The organism is Paeniglutamicibacter sp. MACA_103 (assembly GCF_045798555.1).
Lineage (GTDB): Bacteria > Actinomycetota > Actinomycetes > Actinomycetales > Micrococcaceae > Paeniglutamicibacter.
On the sequence record NZ_JBIXLN010000037.1, the window covers coordinates 1 to 25,695 of the forward strand.

Below are 25,695 nucleotides of genomic sequence, written 5' to 3' on the forward strand. Positions count from 1 at the left end.
AGGGCACCCAAGGTGCCGTTGCCGTCCAGCAACATGGCCGGCATCCGGAAGGCCCCGCGGTTCACGGCGTGGACCAGCAGCTCGGGCACCTGTTCGATGCCGGAACCCGGCAGCCCGCAGACCATGAGCCGGGCGGTGGCCCGCGGGTCGAAGACCAGGGGGCCGGCCTGCGGAAGATGCGGCCGATCCAGCATCCCGACCACGCCCTGAAGCCCTGCCGCCTGCTTGAGCACCGAACGGGGGATTGCCGGCAATCGCTGCGGAAGCGCAGCGGAAAACGGGTTCGGGGCGGGCTCGACGTCGCGGTGGCGGTCGCGGATGCGGTCCACCTGCGCGGCCAGTTCCACCTCGGTTCCGGCGAGCCCGGGACCTTCGCGGGCCGCCACGGCCGGGGAACCGGCCGAAGGTCCTTCGGCCGGTAATTCCTCGCCGAACAGCACGCCGCCCAGGCCCGCGCCGAATCCGCGCAGGCGGGCCGGGACGCTGGGACGGGCGTTGACGCGGGCCCGGAACTTCACCGGGGGTTCTCCGCCGCGCCGGAAATACGCCATGCCGGGGGTCGAGGCGTCCAACCGGGCCGCCGAGGCCGAGCCGATCAGGTCGTTCGACTCGGATTCGCCGATGGTGCGCAGCGCGATGACCGACCCGATGTTGGCACGCAACGGGGCGCTGATGGTCCCGGCCGGCCGCTGCGTGCTGAGCACCAGGTGGATCCCCAGTGAACGGCCCACGGTGGCAATGTGGACCACCCGCTCCAGCGCCTGGGGCAACTCGGTGGCGAAGACGCGGAATTCGTCGATCAGCACCACGAGCTTGGGCAACGCCGGATCGGTGGCGGTGCGTGAGCGCAGGTAGTCGCGATGGTCGGTGGCTGCGTGGTCCGCGAGAAATGCCTCGCGCCGGTGCAGTTCGTGCCCGAGCAGGTCCAGGATCCGTTCCCCTGCGGCGGCATCCAGGTCCGAAACGAAGTTCTGGACGTGGGGCAGCCGGCACAGCGGCGCCAACGTGGCGCCGCCCTTGAAGTCGACGAGCATGAACGACAGTGCATCCGGTCCGGATCCCGCGGCCAGTCCCAGCACCAGGGAGCGAAGCAGCTCGGATTTGCCCGAGCCGGTGGTTCCGGCGACCAGCAGGTGCGGCCCGTCCGCGTCGAGATCCAGCTGCAGCTGGCCTTCGGCCGTGTCGCCGATGACGGCGCCCGTGCGGGGCACGGCACCTGGCTTGGGTTCGAGGCCGGGTTCGTCGCCGGGGTCCGGTCCGGCATCCGCCATGGCCGTCTCCGTCGGCAGCATCCGCCGGAGAGAGCGCGCCAGGGTGTCGAATCCGATCCCCTCCAACGCGATCGGGCGGATCTCGTCTCGGTCATGGTTGTCCGGTGCCGCTCCGCGTCCGGGGTGGGCAACCTGCCCCGGTACTGGGCCTGCCCGGTGACACGCGATGAAGCACGCAGCGGCAGTCGCCAGCCTGGCCGAGGTGCGAGCCCTGCGCCAGTCAGACAGAGAGTATGCAGATGGGCCCGTCGTGAGCAAGCACGGGATGGACTTCCTCAGCGGTGCCGAAGCCACGCTGCGCGTCACGGCCACGACGCCGTGAACTATCCTTGCCTCAGGCAATGTAGAGAGTCACTTTGCGATGCGTATGGAATTATCTAACTGGGGGAAACTTGTGGCTGATGATGTGATTGAAGTTGCCGAATCTGACGGCAGGCAAGACGAACAATTCAACACCGAGCTTGATTTGGTCATATACCGTAACGACGAGTTCATCACTGGCCTCGTACAACAGATCTACAAGCAAGGACTGCTAACCGAAGGGTCGCAGCTGTCGGTAGCCGCTGTTGACTCCAATTCGAGTTCGACTGCCGGAGTCGAGGCCGGGGGAAAGGTTGGTGGTAGCATCCCGTTCTTCGGCAATGCCAGCGCGCATGCGAATGCGAATGGGCAGACTGGCAGCACTAGCGGATCGAGGGATGAGCTTTCGACGACAGATACCTTCACCTACACCGCTCATTATCACTTCCAGGCGGTGAAGGCGTACCTTCAGCATTCGAGAGTAGTTCAGAAATTAACGGACCGTGGCTCGACGAAAGAACTGGAACCTGGCGATTTCGTCGAGTTTACAGCCGGGTTCCGGCCAAATGAGTTTAACACTTTGTTGGATCTTGTCACGCCAGATCTTGCGGCGGCCTTCGTGCATTACCAATCGAAACAGAAGGTTCTTGAGAACTGGGATTCTTACGAGAGTTCGGGTCATGATCAGTTGCAGAATTTTATTCAGAAGGAGCGCTACAAAGCTGAAGGCGATGCGCAAATGGCCTCGGCCGTTGTGAGCGCGTTGCGCCAGGACTTCAAGAATGAGATCACTAGAGAATTCTTCGGTTCAGTCGTGACCGGATCTCGCAGGCAGGGCGCAACGGCAGTAGTCATTTGCGACACGGAGCATTTCATTGGGAAGGACCAAGACAGAATATTGGACGGCCAATTCAAGGTCTTGGGGAAGGTTGTGAGCGTCACTGCCGTCAGTGACTCCATTCTTGCTCGAAACAAATTTCTCAATCGAATTCAGCAGCCGTGGCTGGATGAACTGGGCGAGAAATTTGACGAAGCTGGAGCTGACGGAAAATTCGATGCCAGCTTTACGCTTGAACTCAAGGGCCCCGTGGTTCGGGTTATCCCGGTAGCAATTTACGCATAGGGAAATCAATGCCCCGCGAGCCTGACAGATTGTTGCGGGGCATTTTCTATGTTCAAAGCTATTGCCGAATTCGAACGCGCACTGATCAACGAGCGCACGAGCAAAGGCCGTGAGAAGGCCCGGGAGCGAGGCAAGCTGGGCGGCCGGCCCCGCACGTTCGACGCAAAGAAGGTGGCTCTTGTGAAGAAGCTGCACGCAGGCAACGACATGGGCCCCAAGGAAATTGCTGACGCCGCACAGGTGAGCGTATCGACCATGTCCCGTCTGCTGCGCATGGAAGAAGCCAGCTGATTTTGCTGGGGGAGCTGCAGCAGCTCAGCGGCTTCCCCTGCCGGGCATTCGGCGATAGCTCCAGCCGGGCGCGGAGCCGGCTATTTAACGGCTGTCTGGGGTGACCTGAGCAGTCATGGAAGAGATTACTCCACGCGGAAAACTGGTGAAAGAATTGAAGATTCAATCGTTGATTCGGCGCGACCCAACGGCGAGTTCCCTCACCAGCCCCGTCAATTGACTGGGGCCGTACCTATGCCCGCCCACTTTTCGAAATTGGGCAGGACGACCCACACAGAAGCGGCGCTGGTTATTCCGGCAAGAAATGGACCAGCACTGCCTGATTCACGCCCCATCAGGAGTAGAACCATGTCCAATGGTACCCAACCAATCAACGCCAAACACTCGCCGGCCATTGCCGCAGCCATAGCCGAATTCGAATCGGAGATTGCTCAATTGTGCGTCACGGTTGTGACAGTGCTTCCCGAATATTTTCCGGACGGCCGGTGGGGAGCTTATGACTATGCCGCTCGCACAATTGGACCCCGGCTCACCCTTGCTCCCATTCAAGCGCGCTCGACTCTGGCCCACGTACTGCCCCACGCCAAGCATGGGCACAGCGGGCAACAGGAATGCCAAGAGCGCGAAGCGGAATCGACTGCTGCTGCTCCCTTATCGGGAGCGTGGACAAGCTCAGGGAGGCGGCGCAGGGACTTAACCTCGTTGGAACCCTGTCGGTCGTATTAGGCGTACTGCCGCGGGACATAAGCCGCTACATTGAAGCCAACCCATGGGAAGCGGCGAAGGTAATCATGGAAGCGATGACTACCCCGCGTACCTTCGATTGCCTCAAGTCCAGTGACTACCGTAGGGAACATCAGCCAATATTCGCGGACCTGTCGGCGGGCATCGGCAGCAGCGTAACTCCGTGAAAGGCGCATACAGCAATCATTGACGGGGGGATAAAGCGGCTTCCCCATCGCCAACCCGCACGAGCCTACCCAGTCGCCAGAGCGCGACCAGGTTTAGCAACTCTCGGACGGCTTGATTTGCGGTTCGTACTTAGCTCTGGCTGGGGTCGTGGAAGCGCAAGCCTCCCCCAGAGCTTGCGGACCTGGTGCGTCTCCGTCCCCCAACGGAGTGCACAACAAATGAGCCCCACCCGATCTAAAGATCGGGTGGGGCTCATTTGTTGTGCCTGGATCAATGCCACGAAATAGTCCGAAGAATCAGCCGTTGCCGGATTCTTCCTTGGCAGAAATTCGCGCCCTATAGTAGGCACCCATTTCATCCTCGGTGATAACTTCGCCGTACCTTTCGCCGTGTCCACAACGGTCCCATGCGGCCATCCAAGGGTCTTCTTTATGCGTCAAATTGCGAAGCGCCCAACCAGAACGCGCACCGTAAAGGTTGATCACCGCAGTAGCGAGATCTTGATCCGGCATCGAGACTCGTGTTGCGTCTCCAGCCTCCCAGCTGTCCACCGAAGTTTCTTTTCGATGCATGGTGTAGATGGAACTAATGACGGGGCCATGCTTCCAAGCCTCAATCTGGTCAGGAAACATAGGGCGACCTCTTAGTGCCAAATTCCACGCGTTGCAGTAATACAGGAGTTTCTGCAATTTGAGGGTCTCGATGCGTCCAAGCCGTTGGACAATGAATGCAGCTAGATCGTTTGCTTGCTGTGTGGCAGCCATTGGAACGCTCCTCTCTTACCTTGTAGCTTACGGCCAGATCGTTGAATCTCACGCCCCCGACGCATTAAAGTCTCCTAACGATTCTTGCAATCGTTCAAAGGTCGGAGCATCGCTGTGCTCTTCACAAAGTCGAGCAACCACGACCAAGGCTGCACCGAACCCCAGGATCTCTTCGTACCCTTCAGCCATGCCATGTTTCTTCGGAGAATCAACCGTCAAAACGCCCCATCTGTTCACGTCGTGCTCAACTGGGACTCTTAATGCTGAACGCCAATGGTGTTTTTCCGGATCGTAATTGGGGCGATTCAGCTGTCGGGAATGCTGACCAGTGTCTAAGGCTTCGAAGAGCCCGGCCGCTTCTTCATCTGTTCTGACGAACTTAACAGTGGGACGATCTCGATTGTAGTGATGCACATAGGCTAGATCGTTTACTATCGGCCGGCCTGCGGCGTCTTCCTGTGTCCGGTCTGTAGCTTCGATTTCGTATAGACAAACCCGTGGATCGTCGACCCCCGTCATTTGCATCAATTGTTGCATCGATTCAACCACTCTGCGTTCGAACCGCCGGGCATCCTCTGGCAGCCAGCCGTTATGGGTGTTGATGCGAGCGATATCGCGAATGCATTCAACGATTCTTTTCAGTCCCTCATCCATGCCTTCACGTAGCGACTGCTTCAACTTCTTCTTAGTGACCGCCGCGGCGATGCCGCCAAAGAGCGGCTGAACTGTTAGCAGGGCAGCAATCAAGGTATAGAAATCGACAAACCAACTTGGCAACCATCCCTGAACCCATACCGGCTCTTTCTCGGCGTAGAAGCCAACCAAGAGCACAAGTCCAGTCAAGATCGAAAAAATGATTCTGGAAGTTGGGCTGATGACAATGGCCGCCACCATGCTACAAATGGAGCGCCAGACTTTCCTTAGCAGCGATTTCGCTCTCGTCAAAGTTTCCCCCAAATCGCGAACCCAACATGATTCATCGTCGAAACAATGAACCTAGCATGCACTCCGCGTGTAAAAAATTTGAGCTCGCTCGAAGCGCTGTAATGACTTCATGCCTTCGACTCATCCGTTGGCTCTGATTGCTCGGTCTTCCACTACTTCACGCGTTCATACCAGCGCACCGGCGTGGCCACCACGTGCCACACGCGGCCTTGCCGGCGGACACGGATGGGTTCCCGGGCCGCCGAGAATTGCACTTCAACAGACTCCATACAGCGAGGTTAGCGAGGGTGGCCGACAGTTCGAACGCAAGTTCTTCTTGCTGGAGTGTCATGGTTCCAGAATGCCTCGTCTCATGGTGAGCGATCCAAATGACGAAGAAGCTGTTGAACATCGAAGAAGCATCCGAGCAACTGGGAATGCATCCGCAGACTGTGCGTGAACTGCTCCGGCGGGGTGATCTTGCCGGAGTAAAAATGCCTGGCCTTCGAGGCCGCTGGAAGGTGGAGCCGGCAGCCATAGACCGCTTCATCAAACGAAACACATACCGGCCGTGGAGGGCAGCTTAGGCACGCACTTCGGCGCCGCCAGTCAGGATGTGAAGTCAACCCGGGGGATGAGCATGGTGAACTGAGGACTGCAGAAACTCGTGAGCGTGCGTGCCGCCGAAATGCTCGACATGCACCCGGAAACAGTCCGCTAACTTTTGAGGCGCGGGGACTTGGTCGGGATCAAAATGCCAGGACTTCGATGGCGCTGGAAGATCCAGCAATCTGCCATCGAGAGCTTCATTATTCGCAATACCTACCGCCCGTAGCGCCCACACTGGAACGGATGCTTAACCGTGGTTCGTTCGGCGAGCGCGGCAGGAAAGCTCCATCCGCAGGATCACCCGTACGGCTGAAACCATCGCCCGGGTACGGCAAGGATCGCACCAAATAGGTGAGCAATGCTCTGCTGCTTCACGAAGGGACCCGCCAAAAACTTTCCGCGATCCCAGAACGTTGCCAGCTGCTCACACAAGCCGTCGGAGACTTTGACTTCATGGTTAGGCTGGCGGCTCCTTCTCAGTGGCTGGCTCCAAATCATCTTCCACGTCGTGCGAGCTGATCCTCTCAATTTGTGATTTGAGGGTCGATGCCAGTTCGGAAGCTTCGCGGACGTGTACCTCACGATTGGAAGTGTTCATTTGCCAGTCTCTGAGAACCGTAGCGAATTCCTCCACGAAGTTACGACAGTGATGAATGGCCTGCGCACGCCGGAATCCTTTCAGGAAATGAAGCTGGGAAAGTGCATCGACTAAGTCAATTTCTGCCCACAGAATTCGCTCTAACGCTAACTCATTTCGGTGATGGTGGAGCCTCCAAATCATGCCGTTCCGCTCAATCGGCCCGGTGACCTCTTGGGCAACATGATCTGCGTAGGCAATCTCAGCCTCAAGACGTTGCCGCTCTGGATCATCGAAAAAGCTGGCCCGGGGAGCGCCGTCAGGGATGCGCGACTTCAAGACCCCCACTTCACTCATGGCGAGTAGATAGTCAGCGAGGGCAGAAATTTCCCTTGATTCCTGTCGCTCACCCAAATCGGCTCTAGCTTGCTTTTGCATAGCACCCAAGGTCTTTTTGGAAGTATCCCAGGCGCGATAGGCAAATAGCGCTAGAAGAGCTGTGACGGAGGCGGTTGCAACCGTGCCCCACATTGTCCAGTACGCGGTCAGATCCGAATTCAGTGGCCAGGGCACGAAGCCGGTGAGATTGAGCATGACCGTAATCCTATGCCGACGTACTCATGGAACAGCGGCAATGTGCGGCGACGGTACTCACGGGGCTGGATCCAAAGCTGGAAGAGGAACCCACAGGGTGCTGGCCTTTGTCAGACACCCTTCCCCACAGTTTCACCACTGCCCCCGCCCACTCTCAGCTTTATTTGAATGACCTGTAGCGCACCCTTGAAATGAGAGTACGCTGCCGTGACCCAATGCCCCCGGCCGCGGGGAGTCGGTGGCCCGGCGATTCGGGCCTAAACCTGGGTATGGGACACCGCGCTCACGCTTGCAGGGCTCCAGTGCCCGCCAGGACGACGCCTACACCGATCATTGGGCCCAACCCGGTGCCACGTTCGACGGCCCGCCGCAGAACCCAAGGAAAGCGCGCTCAAATCGAGGCAAGGGTTGGACCGCCGCGCAACAAGCCGACCTAACCTCCCGCGCCGACCAGTGGGCCCAGCCCGGTGCCACCTTCTAGAACCAACCGATGGGAACGAAAACCATGAGCCTTCCAACCATGATCGCCACCGGGCGCGTGACTGCCCAGCCCGAACTATAGACCTTGGCCAGTGGGACCACAGCTTGCCGTCTGCGCCTGGCCTGTGTCGAACACCGCCGCGACCGCGACCGGGACACTGGCCGCTGGTTCGACGGGGCGACAACCTACATCGACGTAGCCCTAGTACGGCCGGCTGGCACCAGCGACGGCGGCAAGTCTGGCGGTGGGGGACCTGGCGGTGGCATCGGGCTACCTGTCCCAGCGGGAGCGCAACGGGCATAGCTACTACACCTTGCGCGCCGACGCCATGGGCCGCATTGCCGACCGGGACGAGGCCGCGTGAAATCGGCTGAATTGGCCGCCAAACCGGTGTCTGATCCGGTGACCTGGTTCTGGCCACGTCTGGCCAGTAAATCAAGGTGCCGACCGTGACCAGTAACAGGTGCCATTCCGGGGAACGGGCACCGCCCACGCTGGCCAGCATTCCCAAAGACCTCCAGGCGGCGACCGCCAGCCTGGCAGAACACAACAGCAGGAGAAACACAATGAATACCAACGCAATGAACAACCCGATTGGCTCCGCCCTTCACGACGCCGCAGAAGCCCGCCAGACCGGCGGCAACCGTATCGTGCAAGCCATGATGGCCCAAAAGCCCTACGATGCCCAGGTGGCCCAGCGGGAGGCCCAGGCGGCCATCGTGCGGCACCGCGCCCGCGTCCTGGTGGGTGCCCGCGCCACCATTGCCAAGGAAACGCAACGCCTGTTCGGGACCGCGCCGCTCTACACACGCCGGGACCCCGCCCGGGAGCACGAAACCAAGGCCCGCATCGAGGCGCTGAACGCCACCCTGACCACGGAGCAGGAAGCCGCCAAGGCGTTCGACCAGCTTCTGCGGAAGGCGCACCAGGGCGACAACGTGGAGATTGCGGGCGGTATCGCCGCCAAGGCCATGCAGGAAGGGTGGGAGGGCATCCTGGGCGCTTGGGTGAGCAACCCCAGCCTGGGGCGGAAGAAGGGCGGCTGGAGCACCGTGGAGGCGATCAAGGCGGCCCAGGGGTTCCTGACCGGGGAACTGCACGCGGTACTCCAGGACATGCCCAGCGTCGAGGAAGTCATGGCCCAGGCACGCGGGAAGGCCAAGAACTAGCGGTGACTTCGCAATTTGCGGGGCGTGTCGGGGCTGGTTTCTCGGTCCTGGCACGCCCGTTGGTTCGTGGGTGGGGCGTTGGGGTGCCCCACGGTGCCCCATTCATGCCCCACTGGGGTCCTGTGGGGTGCCCCAAGGTGCCCCGTGGGGTTCTGGTGGGGCCCCAGGCCGGGGTTGGGCGTGGTTCCTGGTGAAGTGGGTTCATGGGGCGGCGTGTGCCGGTGATCCGTCGCCGGGGGACTGGTTCGCTTCCGCTGACGCCGACAGGACGGCGCGGGCGGTTGCTGTGTGTGGCGGTTGCCCTGTGCGTCTGGAGTGCCTGGAGGTTGGCCTGGGGGAGGGCAGGGGCGTGTGGGGCGGTGTGCCTCGGGATGGGGGCCAGGTGCCAGGTGGTGACCGGGAGCAGGACCAGGCCATTTTGGAGGCCCGGAAGGTGGCGCGCAGTGTGGCGCGGCGCGAACAAGAGCGGAAGCGGCTGGCCCTGGAGTCACCTGAGGCCCGAGAAATGAGGTTGGCGGTCCGGCGGGAGTATTCCCGGAAGCGGCGGGCGCGGGCCACGGAAGCGGGCTAAAGCACTCTCTGTCTGAAGGATCTTCCCCGGGTGGGAACCTTGAGGTAGGAACGGACGGCGTTCGCAAATGCTTCCCTGGCTACCGCGTATTCTGCCTGAAGGTTTTTTGCCGTGTCGGTTTCTTCGGATGCTCCAGGATGGCTGGCAGCATTTACCATCTCGTTGGCTAGCGACTCCATGCTCGGAGCGAGGATGCTAATCCGAAGAGCGTGAGGCTTGGTTAGTTCTCTAGTGCTCATTAGGCCGTCCATGGCGACATAGAGGGCTCTGTCAGCGGACTTTCGCTCTTCCTGATGAACTACGTCATAGAAAGCCGCATTGGCTGCCAATAGTTTTTCTTTCTGTTCCTCAGACCAGTCCCCAAACTCAGGGTTGAACTGATTAGTTGCTTCCATTTTGGCGAAAACAATAGCCGCACTCTTTTGCAATTGGGCAGTGGAACCTAGAAGTTCGATCGCAGCTTCTAAGACCTGTTCCTGATGCCGGGCTTCACGGTCTGCCTTGGCCCTGTTGGCGTCTCGCAGGAAGCCGACAAGGTAGCCGATGACTCCAGTGGCTAGGGGGAGAACGCCGCCCAGGAGGGCCGCGAGAGGGTTGGCTGGTGCGGCGTCGGCGGCTGGCGCGGCGGCTTGGGCCAGCACATACAAGGTTCCATTCACCGGAACAGTCTATGCACGCAGAACGCCCCGCACGGGATTGAGTCCTGTGCGGGGCGTTCGCTGTAGCCAGTCCGGCTGGAGGCTACGGGGCCAGCATATCGGCCGGGGGCTCGGCGTTGTGTTCATTCACCCAGTCGGCCACGGCCCCCAGGTCCTCGGTGGTGTGGATCGGCCCGGCGTACCTGTTGACGGAACCGGAACCGGCCCAGTAATCGAACACCCGTTCCGGGGAACTGCCTTCAGTGTTCGATGCTTGGATGTACCCCATGGTGGTTGCCAGGCTGATGGGTGTCGCCCGGAACGGCAGGAAGCCCATGCCGTTGGCCTGGCTATGGAACAGGACGCCCGCCGGGCCCTCCAGGTCATGCAGGACCGCCCAGCGCCCCGCACCTTCGCACAGGGAAGGCCACTTCAGGAGGATGCCGTGGGGGATGGGCTGGTGGTCTGCGTAGTGGTCACTCATGGTGTGCTCCTGGGCTGGTTGGCTTGTTCATTCTTACTGGTGGGACCGACAAATTGCCGCGTCATGCGGCCACCTGGAGGTCGATGGAGAACGGGACCGGGGGCTGGTGGCACCCGGCATACTGGCCACCACTGGGCAGTGAACATCCGCAAGTCCATCGCGCGGGCCAGCCGGCTCGACCACCTTGTGGAGCTCGGCTCGATGACCCGGCAGGCAGCGCATCACCTGAACACCGCCGGCGGCGCCGGGTTGAACTCTTGGTTTCCGGAGCCACTCAGGCCGGGAACGAGACAAGTTGTCGACACACCGTGACGCCCGGGTAAGCTTCATGTGAAGGGGGCAGTTCTCAGTAACCCCTCAAGTCCGGCTGTGCTGAAGTTGCACGCCAGGGGAGGGGTGGACACGTGAGCGCTATAAAGCAGGTCACGAACGCTATGCGCGGACGCCAAACGATCAATCCGAAAACGGTGCTTGGGTTCTACGCGACCGTTCTCGGCATTCTCCTGTTCGCTACTGTAAGCGTCGTCGCGGTCTTGGCCAGTAATAACGTAGAGCTGTGGCTAATTCCGTTCCTACTCGGGTTCTCCGGCCTGCTCCTGCTGCTGTTGCTAGCTGGTGTGTTCGTTGTCTCTCTCATTGACCCTTCGAAGCTTATGCTGACCCAGGTAACAGGTACCGAGTACGCTCATATCCAAGAGACGCTAATTCTTGGCGATAGCAACCGTGGTGACAGAGTGGAGTCGTTTCCGGTGTTGGAGGTTACCGAATCCGACGTCGAACTGGAACGCGGGCCCGGTACTGCGGTTGCACCGACTGGTCTGGTCGCTGACGAGGTGGTGGAGGAGCCGGATGCTTACGGCTCTGATAATGAAGTTCGAGAGGGTTTCGGCAAATGAGCGGTTTTTTGATCATTCTCTTGGCCGGCATAGACGAAACACAGAGGACTCTGATTCATGCCCAAGTTAAGAAGAATGCCGAAGAGTGGTGGCATGAGATGCCGGACGTGTGGATTGTTGCGTCCGATGAGTCGCCACAGGCTTGGCGTGAGCGCTTAAAGGTCTTTGTGCCTAATGCCCCTGGATTCCTGCTGGTATTTATGCTTCCCGCCGAAGGTGGGCGGAAGTGGGCCACTTCGGGTCTGAAATCCAAGTGGAAGTGGGTTCTTGATGAGTACGCGACGCCGAACGGGCGGCTTCCGGCGAATAAGCCTGCGGAGCTGGAGCAGAAAGAAGCACGATTCTAGCCCATTTGCGAGAGGTTCGTGCGGGAGGACGTCGGATGTCGGCGGCGTAGCCGCCGCTTTACTTGAAATAGCAACATAACTCGGAGAATAAATAGGGCACATATCGCCGTCGACATCGGTGACAGCGGTGATCCGTTTTTTCGAGCTGACGTGGCGCAGCGTTTGCATCCCGTTAGCCCAAACCACGTCGCCGCAGACAAATTTGAACTTACGGCGGGCGGCGAGAACGTCGCCTCGCTTCGGCTGCAGCCGGCGGAGGTCCGGAACGCGGCGGAAAAATACCTTGCTGACATCAATGCGCGTGCCGGCTTTTCAAACCTGCACATTGTCAGCGCCGGCGTGGAACCCGATGGGGTAACGGCACACGTGCGGCTCGGCGCGGTGGTGCACCCACCCATCATCGGATGGGTGGTTCCGCGCGGGGTGTCCATCCACGTCGATTCCCATGCACGAACGTTGCTCTCTCGTTGAATAACCGAGTGCATCTGGCCAACGCCAACTTCGAGGGGACGAAGCGCGTGGAACCGCGCTCGCCGGTGACGGGGCGAATGCGACCTGGCTACATCACCGGGCGCAGACCCTTCGGGCGGAAACAAGTCGCGACGCAAAGCTTGGCGCCGTAAATGTCGTAGGCTGGAACCTACCATGGCTTCAACTGACTTTTCTGCCGAAATCAAATCACTGCGCTCCACCTACGCCTCCATCGAAGAGGTCTCCGATGTGCCGCGCATCCGCGCCGACATTGCGATGCTTTCCGAGGAAGCCGGTGTTCCCGATCTCTGGGACAACCCGGCCGCCGCGCAGGTGGTCACCTCCAAGCTCTCGCACCGCCAGTCCGAGCTTGAGCGACTCACGAGCATCCAGACACGGATCGATGACCTGGAGGTGCTGGTCGAGCTCGCCGAAATGGAGGGCGACGCCGACGCCATGCAGGAGGCCGAAACCGAGCTCAAGTCGGTGCGCAAGGCCTTGGACAACCTGGAAGTGGTGACCCTGCTCTCCGGCGAATTCGATGCCCGCGAGGCCGTTGTCACCATCCGGGCAGGGGCCGGCGGCGTGGACGCCGCGGACTTCGCCGAGATGCTCATGCGCATGTACATGCGTTGGGCCGAAAAGCACGGCTACCCGACACGGGTCATGGACACGTCCTACGCCGAAGAGGCCGGCCTGAAATCGGCCACCTTCGAAATCAACGCGCCCTACGCATTCGGCACGCTGTCCGTCGAGGCCGGAACCCACCGCCTCGTGCGCATTTCGCCCTTCGACAACCAGGGCCGCCGCCAGACGTCCTTTGCCGCTGTCGAGGTCATTCCGCTGATCGAGCAAAACGATTCCATCGAGATCCCGGAGAACGAAATCCGCGTCGATGTGTATCGTTCCTCGGGCCCGGGTGGCCAGTCCGTGAACACCACCGACTCGGCCGTGCGCATGACTCACATCCCCACCGGCATCGTGGTGTCGATGCAGAACGAGAAGTCGCAGATCCAAAACCGTGCGGCGGCACTGCGCGTGCTGCAGTCGCGGTTGCTGTTGGTGAAGAAGGCCGAGCAGGACGCGCAAAAGAAGCAGATGGCCGGCGACGTCAAGGCCTCGTGGGGCGACCAGATGCGTTCCTATGTGCTCAACCCCTATCAAATGGTGAAGGACCTGCGCACCGAACACGAGGTCGGAAACACCTCCGCCGTTTTCGACGGCGAACTCGATGACTTCATCGATGCCGGGATCCGGTGGCGGGCGGCACAGCGCCGTCCACAGTCCTAGGCATCCACGAGCCTGACGCTGGGCGGCCACCGGGCCGGACGCGGGGGCACTGTACGGATCAAGGAGGTTCCGCAGACTCGTTTCACCACGTGTCCGCGGAACCTCCTTTTCCGTTTTTCGGAAACCGACGGCACCGACGCCCTGCGGGCCTTTCGCACCGTGGGCGCGGAGAACCGCCGCACAGTGGCCCGCCGGGGGGAGCGATTGCATCCCGATGGGTGAATTCCGGGCCTGGACGTCCTACGATGTGGCTACAAGGTACTCGCAAGCCGGTGACGCAAGAGCACCATGCGAAATGCCTGGTGCAGGCAGTCCCGTGGTTTCGCCTCATCGTCCACCCGCAATCCCAGGAGCGCAGGAATGCTAGACAAGAGCTACGAATCAGCCGCAGCAGCCGTGGCAGACATTCCCGAGTCAGCGTCCATCGCAGTGGGCGGATTCGGGCTTTCGGGCAATCCCAACGCACTGATCCACGCGTTGCTGCAGACCGGGGTGGGTGACCTGAAGGTGGTTTCGAACAACTGCGGAACCGACGAACACGGACTGGGCGTTTTGCTGCGGGCGGGACAGATTTCGAAGATGACGTCTTCCTATGTCGGCGAAAACAAGGAATTTGCTCGCCGCTACCTCAGCGGCGAACTGGAGCTGGAACTGACCCCGCAGGGCACGCTGGCCGAAAAGCTGCGTGCGGGAGGAGCCGGCATCGCCGCCTTTTACACGCGCACCGGCGTCGGGACCCAGGTGGCCGAGGGCGGGTTGCCCCAGCGATATGGCTCCGACGGCGAGATCGTGCAGGCCTCCAAGCCCAAGGACCAGCGTGACTTCGCGCCAGGCGGCGAACCGGGGACCTTCGTGCTGGAGGAAGCCATCGTCACGGACTACGCACTTGTCCACGCGGCTTACGGGGATCGCCACGGCAACCTGATATTCAACAAGGCCGCGCGGCAGTTCTCGCCCGTGGCAGCGATGGCGGGGAAGATTTGTATCGCCGAAGTGGAGCACCTGGTTGAACCCGGCGAACTCGATCCCGATGCGGTCCACCTGCCCGGGGTCTTTGTGCACCGGGTGGTGGAGGTTGGTCCCGACATTGAAAAGCCGATTGAGAAGCGGACGGTCCAGGCGGCCGCCGCTGAATCCAACGACGCGCCACACCCGAAGGAGGGCTAGGCAATGCCTTGGTCACGCAATGAAATGGCGGCCCGGGCCGCGCTTGAACTGCCCGATGGCGCCTACGTCAACCTCGGCATCGGGCTGCCCACGCTCGTGCCAAACCATGTCCCGGCGGACCGAACGCTGGTGCTGCAATCGGAGAACGGAATCCTTGGCGTCGGCCCCTATCCCGCCGAGGACGATGTCGATCCCGACCTGATCAACGCCGGGAAGGAAACCGTGACGGTGCTTCCCGGCGCCAGCTACTTCGATTCGGCCACAAGTTTCGCGATGATCCGAGGCGGCAAGATCGATGCGGCGATCCTCGGGGCGATGCAGGTGTCGGCCGGCGGGGACCTGGCCAACTGGATGATCCCCGGCAAGATGGTCAAGGGCCCGGGCGGTGCCATGGACCTGGTCCATGGTGCGAAACGCGTCATCGTCTTGATGGAGCACGTGGCCAAGGACGGCAGTGCGAAGATCGTCACCGAGTGCACCCTGCCGTTGACCGGTCGCGCAGTGGTGCAGCGCATCATCACCGATCTCGCCGTAATAGACGTCACAGGTGCCGGCCTGCGGTTGGTTGAGTGTGCCCCCGGCGTCACGCCCGAACAGGTCCGCGCCGCAACGGACGCGCAACTGCTGTAGTGGAAAGCCGTTCCGATGATCGACGTCGGGACGGAAAAACCAGAGACCAAACGACGGTTGAGGCGAGGCTCCGGCCGACCTCGTGTGTGCGTGGTTTCGGTACCTTCAAGTGATGTCGCGTCGTTGGGTTTCCCTCACGCAGCGCGCGTTCACCTGGCTCACAGGTTCGTGACACACCCGCTTTTTGTCCCGGATGTGTGCGTCCGGGGCGGATAGAGTTCAAGGGCTGGCTTTGCAACTTCCTTCAACAAAGTCCCGTGCCTGGATCATGCGCCGGCGATCCCGCGGGCAGAGCTGCGATGATTAGATTCGAAAACGTCACGATGGTCTATGACCAAAAGTCACGCCTTGGTTCGGAGAATGCGCGCCCTGGCCTTGACGACGTATCCATTGAGATCGACCGCGGCGACTTCGCGTTTCTTGTTGGGGCCTCCGGTTCCGGCAAGTCCACCTTCCTGCGGCTGATCCTGCGCGAAATTGTCGCCACCGGCGGATCCGTTCATGTCGCCGGTCAAAACGTTGCCCGCATTCCCTCGTGGCGTGTGCCCAAATTGCGGCGCGGCATCGGAGTCGTCTTCCAGGATTTCCGTCTGCTGCCGCAGAAGAATGTTTTTGAGAACGTCGCCTTTGCCATGCAGGTGGTGGGGGAGAGCCGAAGCGCAATCCGCGACCATGTTCCCGAGGTGCTGAAGCTAGTAGGCCTGGAGGGCAAGGAAAAGCGCCAGCCTGACGAGCTTTCCGGCGGTGAACAGCAGCGCGTGGCCATTGCCCGCGCCATCGCCAACAAGCCACAGATCTTGCTCGCCGACGAGCCGACCGGCAACCTGGACCCGGCCACGAGCGTCGGGATCATGAACGTCTTGGACCGGATCAACCAAAACGGCACCACGGTCATCATGGCCACGCACGACGACGGAATCGTCAACTCCATGCGTCGTCGCGTTATTGAGCTTTCTCTGGGCAAGATCATGCGCGATGAAAGCGCCGGTGAATACACCTCGATGATCCCGGTGATCAATCAGGACGGCACGCGCGAATTGCGCCAGGCCGACCACAGTACTTGGCACAGGCCGTCGGACCGTAGCCAGGCCTTTGCGCCCTTTGACACTGAGGACGACTTGCCATGAAACTCGGATTTATTCTCGGCGAAGTAGGCACTGGCCTCCGCCGAAACCTCTCCATGGTGGTTTCCGTTGTCTTGGTTACCTTCATTTCGTTGACATTCGTCGGCACCGCGGCGCTCATGCAGATGCAGATCACGCAGATGAAGGGCTACTGGTACGACAAGGTCCAGGTGGCCATCTATCTGTGCGGTGAACACAATGAAGGCACCAACTGTGCCGAGGGCGCGGTAACGGCCGACCAGCGTGGCGAAATCGATTCGATGCTGGGCTCGGCAGCGGTCAAGCCGTACGTGGACAACTTCGAATATGAATCGAAGGACCAGGCCCTCACCCACTTCCGCGAACAGTTCGAGAACTCTTCGATGAGTGAAACCGTGACCGCTGACCAACTTCCGGAGTCGTTCCGGGTTTCCCTGGTTGATCCGGAAAAATACCAGATCATCAAGGAACTCTTCTCGTCGATGGACGGCGTTGATGTCGTGGTCGACCAGCGGGAACTGCTCGAAAAGATCTTCTCCATCATCAACATTGCATCCTTCGTGGCCATCGGCATTGCCGGGGTCATGATCCTGTGCGCGGTGCTGTTGGTCGGCACGACGATTCGATTGTCGGCCTATTTGCGCCGCCGCGAAACCGGCATCATGCGCTTGGTGGGTGCCTCAAAGTCATCGCTCCAATTGCCCTTCGTGTTGGAGGGCGTCATCTCGGCGTTGATTGGCGCATTGTTGGCTTGTGGCGTCTTGTGGGCGGCGGTGAGGTTCCTCATCGACGACAAACTTGCCCTTGAGTACAAGGACACGGCATTCATATCCACAGGGGAAGTTTTCCTGGTCGCGCCGTGGCTGATCTTGCTGGGTGTGGTTTTGGCTGGTGTATCGTCGTTGGTAACCTTGCGGCGCTACTTGAAGGTTTAGTGCGTCGCTTGCCTAAGAAAGATTCAGTTCACCGAGGATTCAAAGGACATTTATGTTAGCCAAAGCAGTATGGTGCCGCATGGCGCGTTCGGGAACCGTGGGTGCGTTGTCGATCGCACTCCTGGTCTCCGGAGGCGTAGGCGCCCACGCCGATGAGCTAGATGACCGCAAGCAACAGGTTGAACAGAACATCGATCACCTTTCCGAAGACCTGGAAGTCCTGGACGACGACATCAAAGTCACCGATGCCAAGCTTCGCGGACTGCAGGCACAGCTTCCCGGAGCCGAACAAGCCTTGGCCGATGCGCAGGGCCGGGTGCGCAGGGCAGCCGATGAGGCCGCCGACCTTGCCCGCAGGGTCCAAGCGGCCCGCGAAACGCGCGACCAGCTAAACGTGAAGATTGCCGAGGGCAAGGCGAAGCTGGAGGATTCCAAAGAGATCATCGGGCAGATAGCAACGGAAGCCTATAAGCGCGGAGGCGTTTCATCGGATCTTTCCCTGCTGTTGAACGCTACATCCGATGGCAACCTGGCGGCCGGAATGGATCTCGCCGACCAAGCCATGCGGTCTCAGAACGCGGCTCTCGACGCCTTGTCGGAACAGTCGGCGACGGACGCCAACGCGAAGTTGCGACTGGCTGCGGTCGAAGCCGAGATCACCGATCTCAAGTCGGCCGCCGATGCGGCATTGGCTCGTGAGCAAGTTGCCCGTGATGACGCCGAGTCCAAGAAGCAGCAACTCGATGGGATCATCTCCCAGACCGACGCCCTCAGTGCCCAGCTTCTGGCCCAGCGTCCGCGTATTCAGCAGAAGCTGCGCGCCGAAGAGGCCAATCAAGTCAAGATCAACGGGGAAATCAAGGAACGCCAGGAACGCCTGATCCGTGAGGAAGCCGAGCGCAAACGCAAGGCGGCGGAAGCCGAGCGCAAGCGTGTGGCCGAAGCGAAGGCCAAATGGGAGCGTGAAGAGGCGGCCCGGGCCAAGGAGGCCAGGGAAGAAGCTGCGCGCCAGAAGAAAAAGAACACCTACGTCAAGCCCAAGTACGTTGCTCCTGCGCCGCAGGCGGCACCGCCGGAACGTAGTTCCTGGGGCCTGATCAAGCCGGTTTCCGGCGGCCGGCAGACTTCGGGCTTTGGTTGGCGGCCCACGCCAGCAGGAACCATTGACTATGGTGGACGAGGCGGTTATGTGCACGCCGGTGTCGACTGGGGCTTTGGCGGACAATGCGGCTCGCCGGTCTATGCCGCCGCGGATGGCGAAGTCTGGATGGCCGGCTGGGGCGGAACCTCTGGAAACAAGGTCACCATCAGCCACGGTGTGGTCAAGGGCAGGGCTCTTGCAACGAACTACCATCACATGCAGCGCATTGTGGTTGGCGTTGGCCAGAACGTCAATCAGGGCCAGCTCGTTGGATATGTCGGCACGACGGGCAACTCCACAGGCTGCCACATGCACTTTGAAACCATTGTCAATGGTGTGGCCGTAAACCCATTGGGACTTCTCTAGCGGTAAGCTATAAGCTCGCCAAGTGACGAAACCACTAGCGGAGAGGAGTTGCCCACGTGTCTAAGAAAGACCCGGAACAGCGGATTATTGCCAGCAACCGCAAGGCCCGTCATGACTTTGAGATTCTCGATACCTACGAAGCCGGAATGGTGCTCAGCGGGACCGAGGTGAAATCCCTGCGTGAGGGCAAGGCATCGCTGGTTGATGGATTTGGACAGTTTTACCGCAGTGAGCTGTACGTGGAGAATGTCTATATTCCGGAGTACCTCAATGGCTCGTGGACAAATCACGCAGCCCGGCGGCGCCGCAAGCTGCTCCTGCATCGCCAAGAGCTGCTGAAGATCGAACGCAAGATCAACGAATCCGGTCTGACGATTGTGCCGCTGAGCCTGTATTTCAAGAACGGACGCGCCAAGATCGAAATCGGCGTGGCGCGCGGCAAGAAGGAATATGACAAGCGCCAGAGCCTGCGTGAAAAGCAGGACAATCGCGAGGCGCTGCGCACGATGCGGGAACGCAACCGCGGAGCGCGCGAATAGTCGCACCTTTCCCGTATCGGGCCTTATGCGGCTGCCTGCACCGAGTGGACGGAACCGGGCGGGGAATAGACGTGGAGCGATTGTGCGTTAGACTAGATACACGCGGTTAATCCGTGTGGTTGGATACACGCGGTTAATCCGTGTGGTTGGGGCAGCGCAAGCTGCCCGTTGACAACAAAATACGGGGATGATCGGTTTCGACGGTGTGAGTCGCGACATGTGAAGCGGGCCGAGGATGCAAAGTTATCTCGTAAACGCTCTTTGCAAAACAATAAGTGCCGACTCAAAGCGCACTGACTTCGCTCTCGCTGCCTAAGCAGCCAGACAGTCCGTAAGCCAGGGGATGCTATCGCCCCTGTTCCTTACGTCATTTAGATAGCCACTGCGGGAAGTTAGTGTTACCGGAACAACCCGCATAATTTAGGTAACTGTGCCCGGATCAGCCGCTTGTTTGCATGACGGCTGGGGCAGAGAAATTCCAACGCAAACTGCGCCCGGAGAAGACCTGGCAACACCACATCGGACGGGAGTTCAATTCTCCCCATCTCCACAATGAAGGCCCTGCGAATCTCCGGATCCGCAGGGCCTTTCTTGCATTAACGGTGAACCGCCGAACCAGGGAACACCGTGAAGTACCCGAAAACCGGATACCCCTAAAACAAGGTGGGGTTTGTCTGCCGCCTCCGCTGCCAGTGGCCATCGCGGCGAGGAATCTGCTCGGAGTCGAGATACTTGGGCAGCAAGACCGCTGGCAGGCCATTGCTGTCCCTGACCAGTTTCAGCTTCCCCGTGTGGAAGTCATGGTGGTGGGCAATGCAACCCGACCCCCTGGCTCTTGCTTTGCCTCGGGACATTGGCGGCCCGCGCCGGGACGACAATCCGGCCGCGTCCTGTATGCGGGGAAGCCACCGGGCAGCAAGAAGGGGGCGGATGGAGACGGGGTTCCGGCTTGGTGCCGGTGTACCCCGTATCCGTCCGCCCCCTCGAGTGGCAGCCCGCGGGCGGCCGTGGTGCGTCGGGCCGGTGTGGGTTACTCGCCCGCGCCGGTGGTGATCGAGGGCGCTGCCTTCGGCGCCTTCAATGCGGCGAGGCGGGCCTCGATCTCGGTCTGCTCGCCCATGTCCTCCAGCGAGTTGAACTGCGCGTCCAGCGACGAGGAGGCAAGCTCGGCGGCGCCGCGCACGCGGGCTTCCTCGCGACGGATCTTTTCCTCGAAGCGGCTGACCTCGCTGGTGGGATCCATGATGTCGATGGACTTCACGGCCTCCTGCACCTGGTTCTGGGCTTGGGCGGACTTGGCGCGTGCAACGAGCTCGTCGCGCTTGGAAACAAGCTCCTGGCGCTTGGACTTCATGGCGTCCAGGCCCGTCTTGAGCTTGTCCACGATGTCGCGCTGTGAAGTGATGGTCGGTTCAGCGGACTTTGCCTCGGACTCCGACTGCATCTGGCGCTGGATGGCTACCTTGGCCAGCGAATCGAACTTGTCGGCATTTGCGCCGTCGCCGGCGGAGCGGAACTCGTCGGCCTTGCCCGATGCCGCCAGCGCCTTGTTGCCCCAGTCGGAGGCGGCCTGCACGTCCTCGGTGTAGTCTTCCTCGATCATGCGCAGGTTGCCGATGGTCTGCGCCACTGCCGTTTCGGCCTCGGCGATATTATCGGTGTAGTCGCGCACCATCTGGTCGAGCATCTTCTGCGGATCTTCCGCCGAATCGAGCATGGCGTTGATGTTGGCCTTGGCCAGCTGGGCGACACGGCCAAAAATAGACTGCTTTACCACGGTGAGACCTTTCGTTGACTGATCTTGTTGAACTTTTCTCTGTCGCGCTTCCGGGTTCCGGAACCGCGGTACTGCAATCTGTGGGCCGGGAGTGTGCAAAACGGCTTCCGCGGCACCGGCGCTTCCTAGAAGCTGCCTCCCGCGCCGTCGCCGAAGCCGCCACCGAAGCCGCCGCCTCCGCCACCGCCGCCGAACCCGCCGAACCCGCCGCCGCCAAAGAGGCCGCCGCCGGAGTCGCCCGAGTGTGAACCGCCGCGCAGGATGGAGTCAATGAGGATGCCGCCGAGGATGGCACCGCCAAGCCCGCTGCCGCCGCCACGACCCCCGCCAAAGCCGCCGCCGTAACCGCCACCGAAGCCGTCGACGTCGCTTTCCGCCTCGCGTGCGGCCTGGTCGGCCAGCGCAGACGCGTGCTCGGCATGGGACAGGGCATTGAGCGGGTCCGAGGGAGCCAGGCGCAACGCCTCCTCGAGGTTGCGCTGGGCCTCGGCCAGGCGGGTGCGCGCCGTGGCGCCCACGCCGCCGCGCCTGGCCCTGATGAAGTCGTCGGTGCCGCTGATCTTCATCTGTGCAGTGCGGATGGCCGCCTGCAGGGATTCGGCCGCGCGGTTGGCGCGTTCCTGCGCATCGCGGATCCGGTTCAGCTGGTCGTTGAGCGGTCGCAGGCCGGCGTCGACCTCCGAGACGAGCGCCACCGGGTCCACCCGGCCGCTGCCGACCTGGGTCTGGACCGAGGAAAGCGCGGCCTCCAGGACGGCGACGGAACCGGCGAGCTCGGGGTTGGAGCCGTTGGCGACCAGGGCGCGGCCCTGGGCCAGGTCCTTGGCGGCGGTGGAGACCAGGGATTCGAGGTCGGCACGGGCCTTGTCCAGGTCGTCCCCGGCATGGGCGACGGCGTCAAGCAGCACGGTTGCCTGGTGCACGGCGTCCTCGCCGGCACGCACCGCCACGGCGGCCTCGGCCGACTCGGATGCGGAGATCTTCGCCTCCGCGGTGAGCACCGCGGTGTTGGCGAAGTCCAGCCGGTCGGTGGCCTCGGCGATGTTGGTGTGGACCTGGTGCAGCGCGCCGTCGGTGTAGCGGGCGGTGAGCCCGGTGAGCTGGTCCCGCACGGTGCCGACGCGCTGGCGCATCGGCTCGATCTGCGCCTTGAGCGAGGCGGCAGCCGCCGGGGCGTTCTGTTCCAGCTCGCGCAGCGACGCAAACTCTTCGGTGTGCGCCTCCAGGGTTTCGTTCACCGCCTCGCAGCGGCGGATGATCTCCCCGAGCCAGGAGCGCTGGTCGGCCTCGGTGTCGGGAATGTGGTCGTCGAGCTGCTGCTGCAACTTGAAGGATTCGGACATGTGGGCCTTGGCGGCCTCGATGTCCTCGGCGAAGGGCTTGACGGCGGCTTCCCCGAATTGCGCCTGCGCGAAGCCGACCTCCTGCTCGGAGGAGCGGATGGCATCGTCCGCGGCGATCAGCAGGCTGCCCGCCTTGGTGCGAAGATCCGGGATGCTGAGCGATGCGAGCGGCTCCAGCGGCTTGCCGTCGGGGCCCGTGGCCACCTGCGGGGGACCGGCGGGAAGCTTCTTGCGGCGTGCCAGCGCCCAGGCCGTGGCGCCGCCGACGATCGCGACGCCGCCGACCAGGATCCAGCCGGCACCGCCGCCGGAACCGCCCGATTCGCCGGTTCCGTTCGTGGCCTCCTGCCCGGTGGGGGAGTTGCCCGCGGCGACGTTCTCGATGCCGGTGACGGCGCCCAGCGCCGCGGCGGCCCAGTCGTCCCGCGACAATTGCGGGCTGACCAGTTTGGTGAAGATTTCCTGGTCCTGGTCGACGATGTCGCCGTCGTCGTGGGACACCAGGCGGGCCTGGCGCTGCCCGACCGCGATGGCCAGTACCGAGTCGCTGCTGCCCATCTGCTTGTTCTCGGCCACCTCGCGGACCCAGTCGTCGGGGTCGTCGGGATTGGAGAAGGTATCCACGTAGATGACGAAGAGCGACTGGCCGGTGTCCAGGCGCAGCTGGTTCACCGCGTCGGTCACCTCGGTGGCATCGGAGCCCAGGACCCGTGCCTGGTCCACCACGAATTCGCCCGGGGGAATCTGCACGGGGGAGTCGGCCGAGGCCGGCGGTGCAAGCATGAACAGGGACAAGATTCCTGCGGAGGCAACAAGTGCCATCCGCCGGGGGAGCGACTTCATATTTTTCCTTCACCCTTGCATGGTCGGCCGCAGAAAGGCCTGGTCTGGTGCGTGGATACTGGCAACGTTCCGGTTTCTGCTGTCGATGTCGATTCTATGGGGGCGATGGGCGCGAGTCCACAGAATCGCCGCAGCACCGCGCAGGGGGATGGGAATCACGCATTCTCACAGCCGACACTCAGGTTCTCCTTTTCGCCGCCACAGCCCGCAAGGGCATAGTTGTAACCAGGAAACGCAGGATTGTCCACCTTCAGGATGGGAAGAAGAGCCATGAGCGAGAACGAGTCCAAGAACCCGGGCACCCCGGCCGACGGCGAGTCGCAGCCCGGATCCGGATCCGGATCCGGCGCCGTGCCGCCGCGCCCGGTGGCACCGCCGGCCACTGGCGCCAGCACGCCGGAGACATCGGCCGCCCCACAGGCGCCGGCGGCAAAGATCGACGGTGCCGCCGATCCCACCCAGGCCCTGCCGCGCCACACCGGTGCCACCGAACAGGACGCCGCCGGCAACGCGCAGCCGCAGCCGCCGGCACACCAGCCGGCACCGGGGCACGCCTGGAACTCACAGCCGCAGCATGCCGGCTCGCCGTACGGAACCCCGACCGCCGAGGAACACGCCGCGGCCTTCACCGTCCCGGTGCCGCCGGCGCGGAACAACGCCCCGAAGAAGTTCACCTCCGGTGCCCTGATCGTGGGCATGGTGGCGGCGGCCCTCGTGGGTGCCGGCGGGGCTGTCGGCGCCAACTACGTGATGTCCTCCAACGGCACGACGGTGTCATCGAGCAGCGCGACCCCGCAGGGCGACGTCGTGATCAACAACCCGAAGAACGTCACGGCCGTCACCGCCGCGGCGGCCAAGGCCAGTCCCAGCGTGGTGACCATCGACGTCGCGGGCTCCGGTTCGGCCGGCTCTGGCTCCGGGATCATCTTGGACACCGCCGGCCACATCCTCACCAACACCCACGTGGTGACCCTGGGCGGCACCACCGGCAGCCCGGCGATCTCCGTGCGCACCTCCGACGGGAAGGTGCACGACGGAACCCTGGTGGGCACCGACCCGCTCTCGGACCTCGCGGTGATCAAGATCGACGCGCAGAACCTGGTTCCCGCCACGCTGGGCGCCTCGGGCAACCTGAACGTGGGCGACACCGCCATCGCTATCGGCGCCCCGCTGGGCCTGAGCGGCACTGTCACCGACGGCATCGTCTCCACGCTGAACCGCACCATCTCCGTCGCCTCCTCGGCGGTGCCCAAGGACGGCGAGGGCGCCGAGGACAGCGGCGAGGACAACCAGTTCAACTTCCAGTTCCCCGGCGCCCCGGAACAGCAGCAGTCCGGGGGCGAGGGCTCGATCTACATCAACGTCATCCAGACCGACGCCGCCATCAACCACGGCAACTCCGGCGGCGCCCTGGTGGACGTCAACGGGGACATCATCGGCGTGAACGTCGCGATCGCCTCATCCGGGTCCGGCTCCGGCGCCTCCGCGGACAGCGGCTCGATCGGCGTCGGCTTTGCGATCCCGATCGACTACGCCAAGCGCATCGCCAACGACATCATCGCCGACGGCTCGGCCTCGCACGGCATGCTGGGCGTCGAGGTGCGGGCCAAGGCGGCGTCGGTGAAGGACGGCGGCTCGTCCTCCTTCAGCGTCGGCGCCGAGGTCAGGAAGGTCGTGCCCGACAGCCCGGCGGCCAAGGCGGGCCTGGAGGTCGGCGACGTCATCACCGGCGTCGACACCCGCATGATCTCCGACAGCACCTCGCTGACCGCGGCGATCCGCGAGATCCCGGCCGGCGGCACCGCGGACATCCACTACACCCGCGGCGGGTCGGACGCAACGGCCACCGTCACAGTCGGGGAATCCCCGGCCGCCTGAGAACCGCGCCGCAACACGGCGCAACATGCGGCGCGTCGCCGGGCCGCGCACGGCGAAACGGGGCGCAACGCTGCGAAATGCGGCGAAATGTACCCGGACGCGTCGGGGCCGGCAGGGAGAACCACCACTTCCTGCCGGCACCGGCGCGTTTGGCGCGTCGGGGCCGTGCGCCGGCCGCACGCGGTGCCCCGGCACCTGCCACCGGGCACCCGCCGGCACCGATACGATAGAGACCGGGAGAAGGGCCGGTCCCGCCCGCCC

At 62.3% G+C, this 25,695-nt stretch carries 25 protein-coding genes, 1 other RNA gene and 1 pseudogene; 19 read left to right on the forward strand and 8 right to left on the reverse strand.

What is annotated here, in order from left to right; all coding sequences use genetic code 11:
* A partial coding sequence (locus ACIPVK_RS16210; protein ID WP_407613012.1) for an FtsK/SpoIIIE domain-containing protein occupies positions 1–1,271 on the reverse strand: 1,271 nt, incomplete at its 3' end.
* Positions 1,272–1,437: 166 nt separating this feature from the next.
* Between ACIPVK_RS16210 and ACIPVK_RS16215 the strand changes: the two genes are divergently transcribed.
* The 3 genes from ACIPVK_RS16215 to ACIPVK_RS16225 all read left to right on the forward strand — a co-directional run bounded on the left by ACIPVK_RS16215 (position 1,438) and on the right by ACIPVK_RS16225 (position 2,985).
* Positions 1,438–1,593 (forward strand): hypothetical protein, encoded by a 156-nt coding sequence (locus tag ACIPVK_RS16215; RefSeq protein WP_407613013.1) that lies wholly within the window; start codon positions 1,438–1,440, stop codon positions 1,591–1,593.
* Between the two features lie 72 nt (positions 1,594–1,665).
* The gene (locus ACIPVK_RS16220; protein ID WP_407613014.1) at positions 1,666–2,694 is read left to right on the forward strand and encodes a hypothetical protein; all 1,029 of its coding nucleotides are present in this window, start codon (positions 1,666–1,668) and stop codon (positions 2,692–2,694) included.
* A gap of 48 nt (positions 2,695–2,742) precedes the next feature.
* The gene (locus tag ACIPVK_RS16225) at positions 2,743–2,985 is read left to right on the forward strand and encodes a recombinase family protein (RefSeq protein WP_407613015.1); all 243 of its coding nucleotides are present in this window, start codon (positions 2,743–2,745) and stop codon (positions 2,983–2,985) included.
* A 1,208-nt stretch (positions 2,986–4,193) separates the two neighbouring features.
* Here ACIPVK_RS16225 and ACIPVK_RS16230 read toward each other — a convergent pair.
* Together ACIPVK_RS16230 and ACIPVK_RS16235 are read right to left on the reverse strand one after the other, a co-directional pair.
* Positions 4,194–4,661: a Panacea domain-containing protein gene (locus tag ACIPVK_RS16230; RefSeq protein WP_407613016.1), complete on the reverse strand. Its 468-nt coding sequence runs from the start codon at positions 4,659–4,661 to the stop codon at positions 4,194–4,196.
* Between the two features lie 48 nt (positions 4,662–4,709).
* Entirely contained in the window at positions 4,710–5,555 is an 846-nt protein-coding gene (locus ACIPVK_RS16235) for a hypothetical protein (protein ID WP_407613017.1), read from the reverse strand.
* 419 nt (positions 5,556–5,974) lie between these two features.
* Here ACIPVK_RS16235 and ACIPVK_RS16240 point away from each other — a divergent pair, with 419 nt between their 5' ends.
* A complete protein-coding gene (locus ACIPVK_RS16240; RefSeq protein ID WP_407613018.1) occupies positions 5,975–6,172 on the forward strand; it encodes a helix-turn-helix domain-containing protein in 198 nt (65 codons plus the stop codon).
* 479 nt (positions 6,173–6,651) lie between these two features.
* On the opposite strand, the gene ACIPVK_RS16245 is transcribed toward ACIPVK_RS16240, so the two are convergent.
* Entirely contained in the window at positions 6,652–7,365 is a 714-nt protein-coding gene (locus ACIPVK_RS16245; RefSeq protein ID WP_407613019.1) for a hypothetical protein, read from the reverse strand.
* A 1,047-nt stretch (positions 7,366–8,412) separates the two neighbouring features.
* Here ACIPVK_RS16245 and ACIPVK_RS16250 point away from each other — a divergent pair.
* Both ACIPVK_RS16250 and ACIPVK_RS16255 read left to right on the forward strand, forming a co-directional pair.
* Entirely contained in the window at positions 8,413–9,015 is a 603-nt protein-coding gene (locus ACIPVK_RS16250) for a hypothetical protein (protein ID WP_407613020.1), read from the forward strand.
* A gap of 190 nt (positions 9,016–9,205) precedes the next feature.
* The gene (locus tag ACIPVK_RS16255) at positions 9,206–9,586 is read left to right on the forward strand and encodes a WhiB family transcriptional regulator (protein ID WP_407613021.1); all 381 of its coding nucleotides are present in this window, start codon (positions 9,206–9,208) and stop codon (positions 9,584–9,586) included.
* Here the strand turns inward: ACIPVK_RS16255 and ACIPVK_RS16260 are convergent.
* Positions 9,583–10,227 carry a hypothetical protein gene (locus tag ACIPVK_RS16260; RefSeq protein ID WP_407613022.1) on the reverse strand — a complete coding sequence of 215 codons (645 nt, stop codon included), beginning with the start codon at positions 10,225–10,227 and terminating at the stop codon, positions 9,583–9,585. The two genes, ACIPVK_RS16255 and ACIPVK_RS16260, sit on opposite strands and share 4 nt — an antisense overlap.
* A 100-nt stretch (positions 10,228–10,327) precedes the next feature.
* Entirely contained in the window at positions 10,328–10,708 is a 381-nt protein-coding gene (locus tag ACIPVK_RS16265; RefSeq protein ID WP_407613023.1) for a hypothetical protein, read from the reverse strand.
* A 120-nt stretch (positions 10,709–10,828) separates the two neighbouring features.
* Between ACIPVK_RS16265 and ACIPVK_RS16270 the strand changes: the two are divergent.
* The 12 genes and pseudogenes from ACIPVK_RS16270 to ssrA form a co-directional block, all read left to right on the forward strand.
* Positions 10,829–11,001: pseudogene (locus tag ACIPVK_RS16270) on the forward strand (CpaF family protein); the annotation flags it as partial.
* Between the two features lie 111 nt (positions 11,002–11,112).
* Entirely contained in the window at positions 11,113–11,604 is a 492-nt protein-coding gene (locus ACIPVK_RS16275) for a hypothetical protein (protein ID WP_407613024.1), read from the forward strand.
* Positions 11,601–11,951 (forward strand): hypothetical protein, encoded by a 351-nt coding sequence (locus ACIPVK_RS16280; protein ID WP_407613025.1) that lies wholly within the window; start codon positions 11,601–11,603, stop codon positions 11,949–11,951. The genes ACIPVK_RS16275 and ACIPVK_RS16280 overlap by 4 nt, the downstream gene beginning before the upstream one ends.
* A gap of 150 nt (positions 11,952–12,101) precedes the next feature.
* The gene (locus ACIPVK_RS16285; protein WP_407613026.1) at positions 12,102–12,422 is read left to right on the forward strand and encodes a hypothetical protein; all 321 of its coding nucleotides are present in this window, start codon (positions 12,102–12,104) and stop codon (positions 12,420–12,422) included.
* A gap of 174 nt (positions 12,423–12,596) precedes the next feature.
* Entirely contained in the window at positions 12,597–13,712 is a 1,116-nt protein-coding gene (gene prfB, locus ACIPVK_RS16290) for a peptide chain release factor 2 (RefSeq protein ID WP_407613027.1), read from the forward strand.
* Positions 13,713–14,072: 360 nt separating this feature from the next.
* A complete protein-coding gene (locus ACIPVK_RS16295) occupies positions 14,073–14,879 on the forward strand; it encodes a CoA transferase subunit A (protein WP_407613028.1) in 807 nt (268 codons plus the stop codon).
* 3 nt (positions 14,880–14,882) lie between these two features.
* Entirely contained in the window at positions 14,883–15,509 is a 627-nt protein-coding gene (locus ACIPVK_RS16300) for a CoA transferase subunit B (protein ID WP_407613029.1), read from the forward strand.
* A 299-nt stretch (positions 15,510–15,808) separates the two neighbouring features.
* A complete protein-coding gene (ftsE, locus tag ACIPVK_RS16305) occupies positions 15,809–16,636 on the forward strand; it encodes a cell division ATP-binding protein FtsE (RefSeq protein WP_407613054.1) in 828 nt (275 codons plus the stop codon).
* Positions 16,633–17,547, forward strand: a complete 915-nt coding sequence (gene ftsX / locus ACIPVK_RS16310; protein WP_217389927.1) for a permease-like cell division protein FtsX — start codon at positions 16,633–16,635, stop codon at positions 17,545–17,547. The genes ftsE and ftsX overlap by 4 nt, the downstream gene beginning before the upstream one ends.
* Before the next feature lie 52 nt (positions 17,548–17,599).
* Positions 17,600–19,054, forward strand: coding sequence for a peptidoglycan DD-metalloendopeptidase family protein (locus tag ACIPVK_RS16315; RefSeq protein WP_407613030.1), 1,455 nt, complete (start codon positions 17,600–17,602; stop codon positions 19,052–19,054).
* Between the two features lie 56 nt (positions 19,055–19,110).
* Entirely contained in the window at positions 19,111–19,593 is a 483-nt protein-coding gene (gene smpB, locus ACIPVK_RS16320) for an SsrA-binding protein SmpB (RefSeq protein WP_407613031.1), read from the forward strand.
* Between the two features lie 183 nt (positions 19,594–19,776).
* Positions 19,777–20,146, forward strand: a transfer-messenger RNA (tmRNA) gene (ssrA, locus tag ACIPVK_RS16325).
* 477 nt (positions 20,147–20,623) lie between these two features.
* On the opposite strand, the gene ACIPVK_RS16330 is transcribed toward ssrA, so the two are convergent.
* Together ACIPVK_RS16330 and ACIPVK_RS16335 are read right to left on the reverse strand one after the other, a co-directional pair.
* Positions 20,624–21,370, reverse strand: coding sequence for a PspA/IM30 family protein (locus tag ACIPVK_RS16330; RefSeq protein WP_407613032.1), 747 nt, complete (start codon positions 21,368–21,370; stop codon positions 20,624–20,626).
* A 125-nt stretch (positions 21,371–21,495) separates the two neighbouring features.
* Complete coding sequence (locus ACIPVK_RS16335; RefSeq protein ID WP_407613033.1) at positions 21,496–23,556, reverse strand: TPM domain-containing protein; 2,061 nt, start codon at positions 23,554–23,556, stop codon at positions 21,496–21,498.
* Positions 23,557–23,826: 270 nt separating this feature from the next.
* Between ACIPVK_RS16335 and ACIPVK_RS16340 the strand changes: the two genes are divergently transcribed.
* Positions 23,827–25,434, forward strand: coding sequence for a S1C family serine protease (locus tag ACIPVK_RS16340; RefSeq protein ID WP_407613034.1), 1,608 nt, complete (start codon positions 23,827–23,829; stop codon positions 25,432–25,434).
* Positions 25,435–25,695 lie beyond the last annotated feature (261 nt).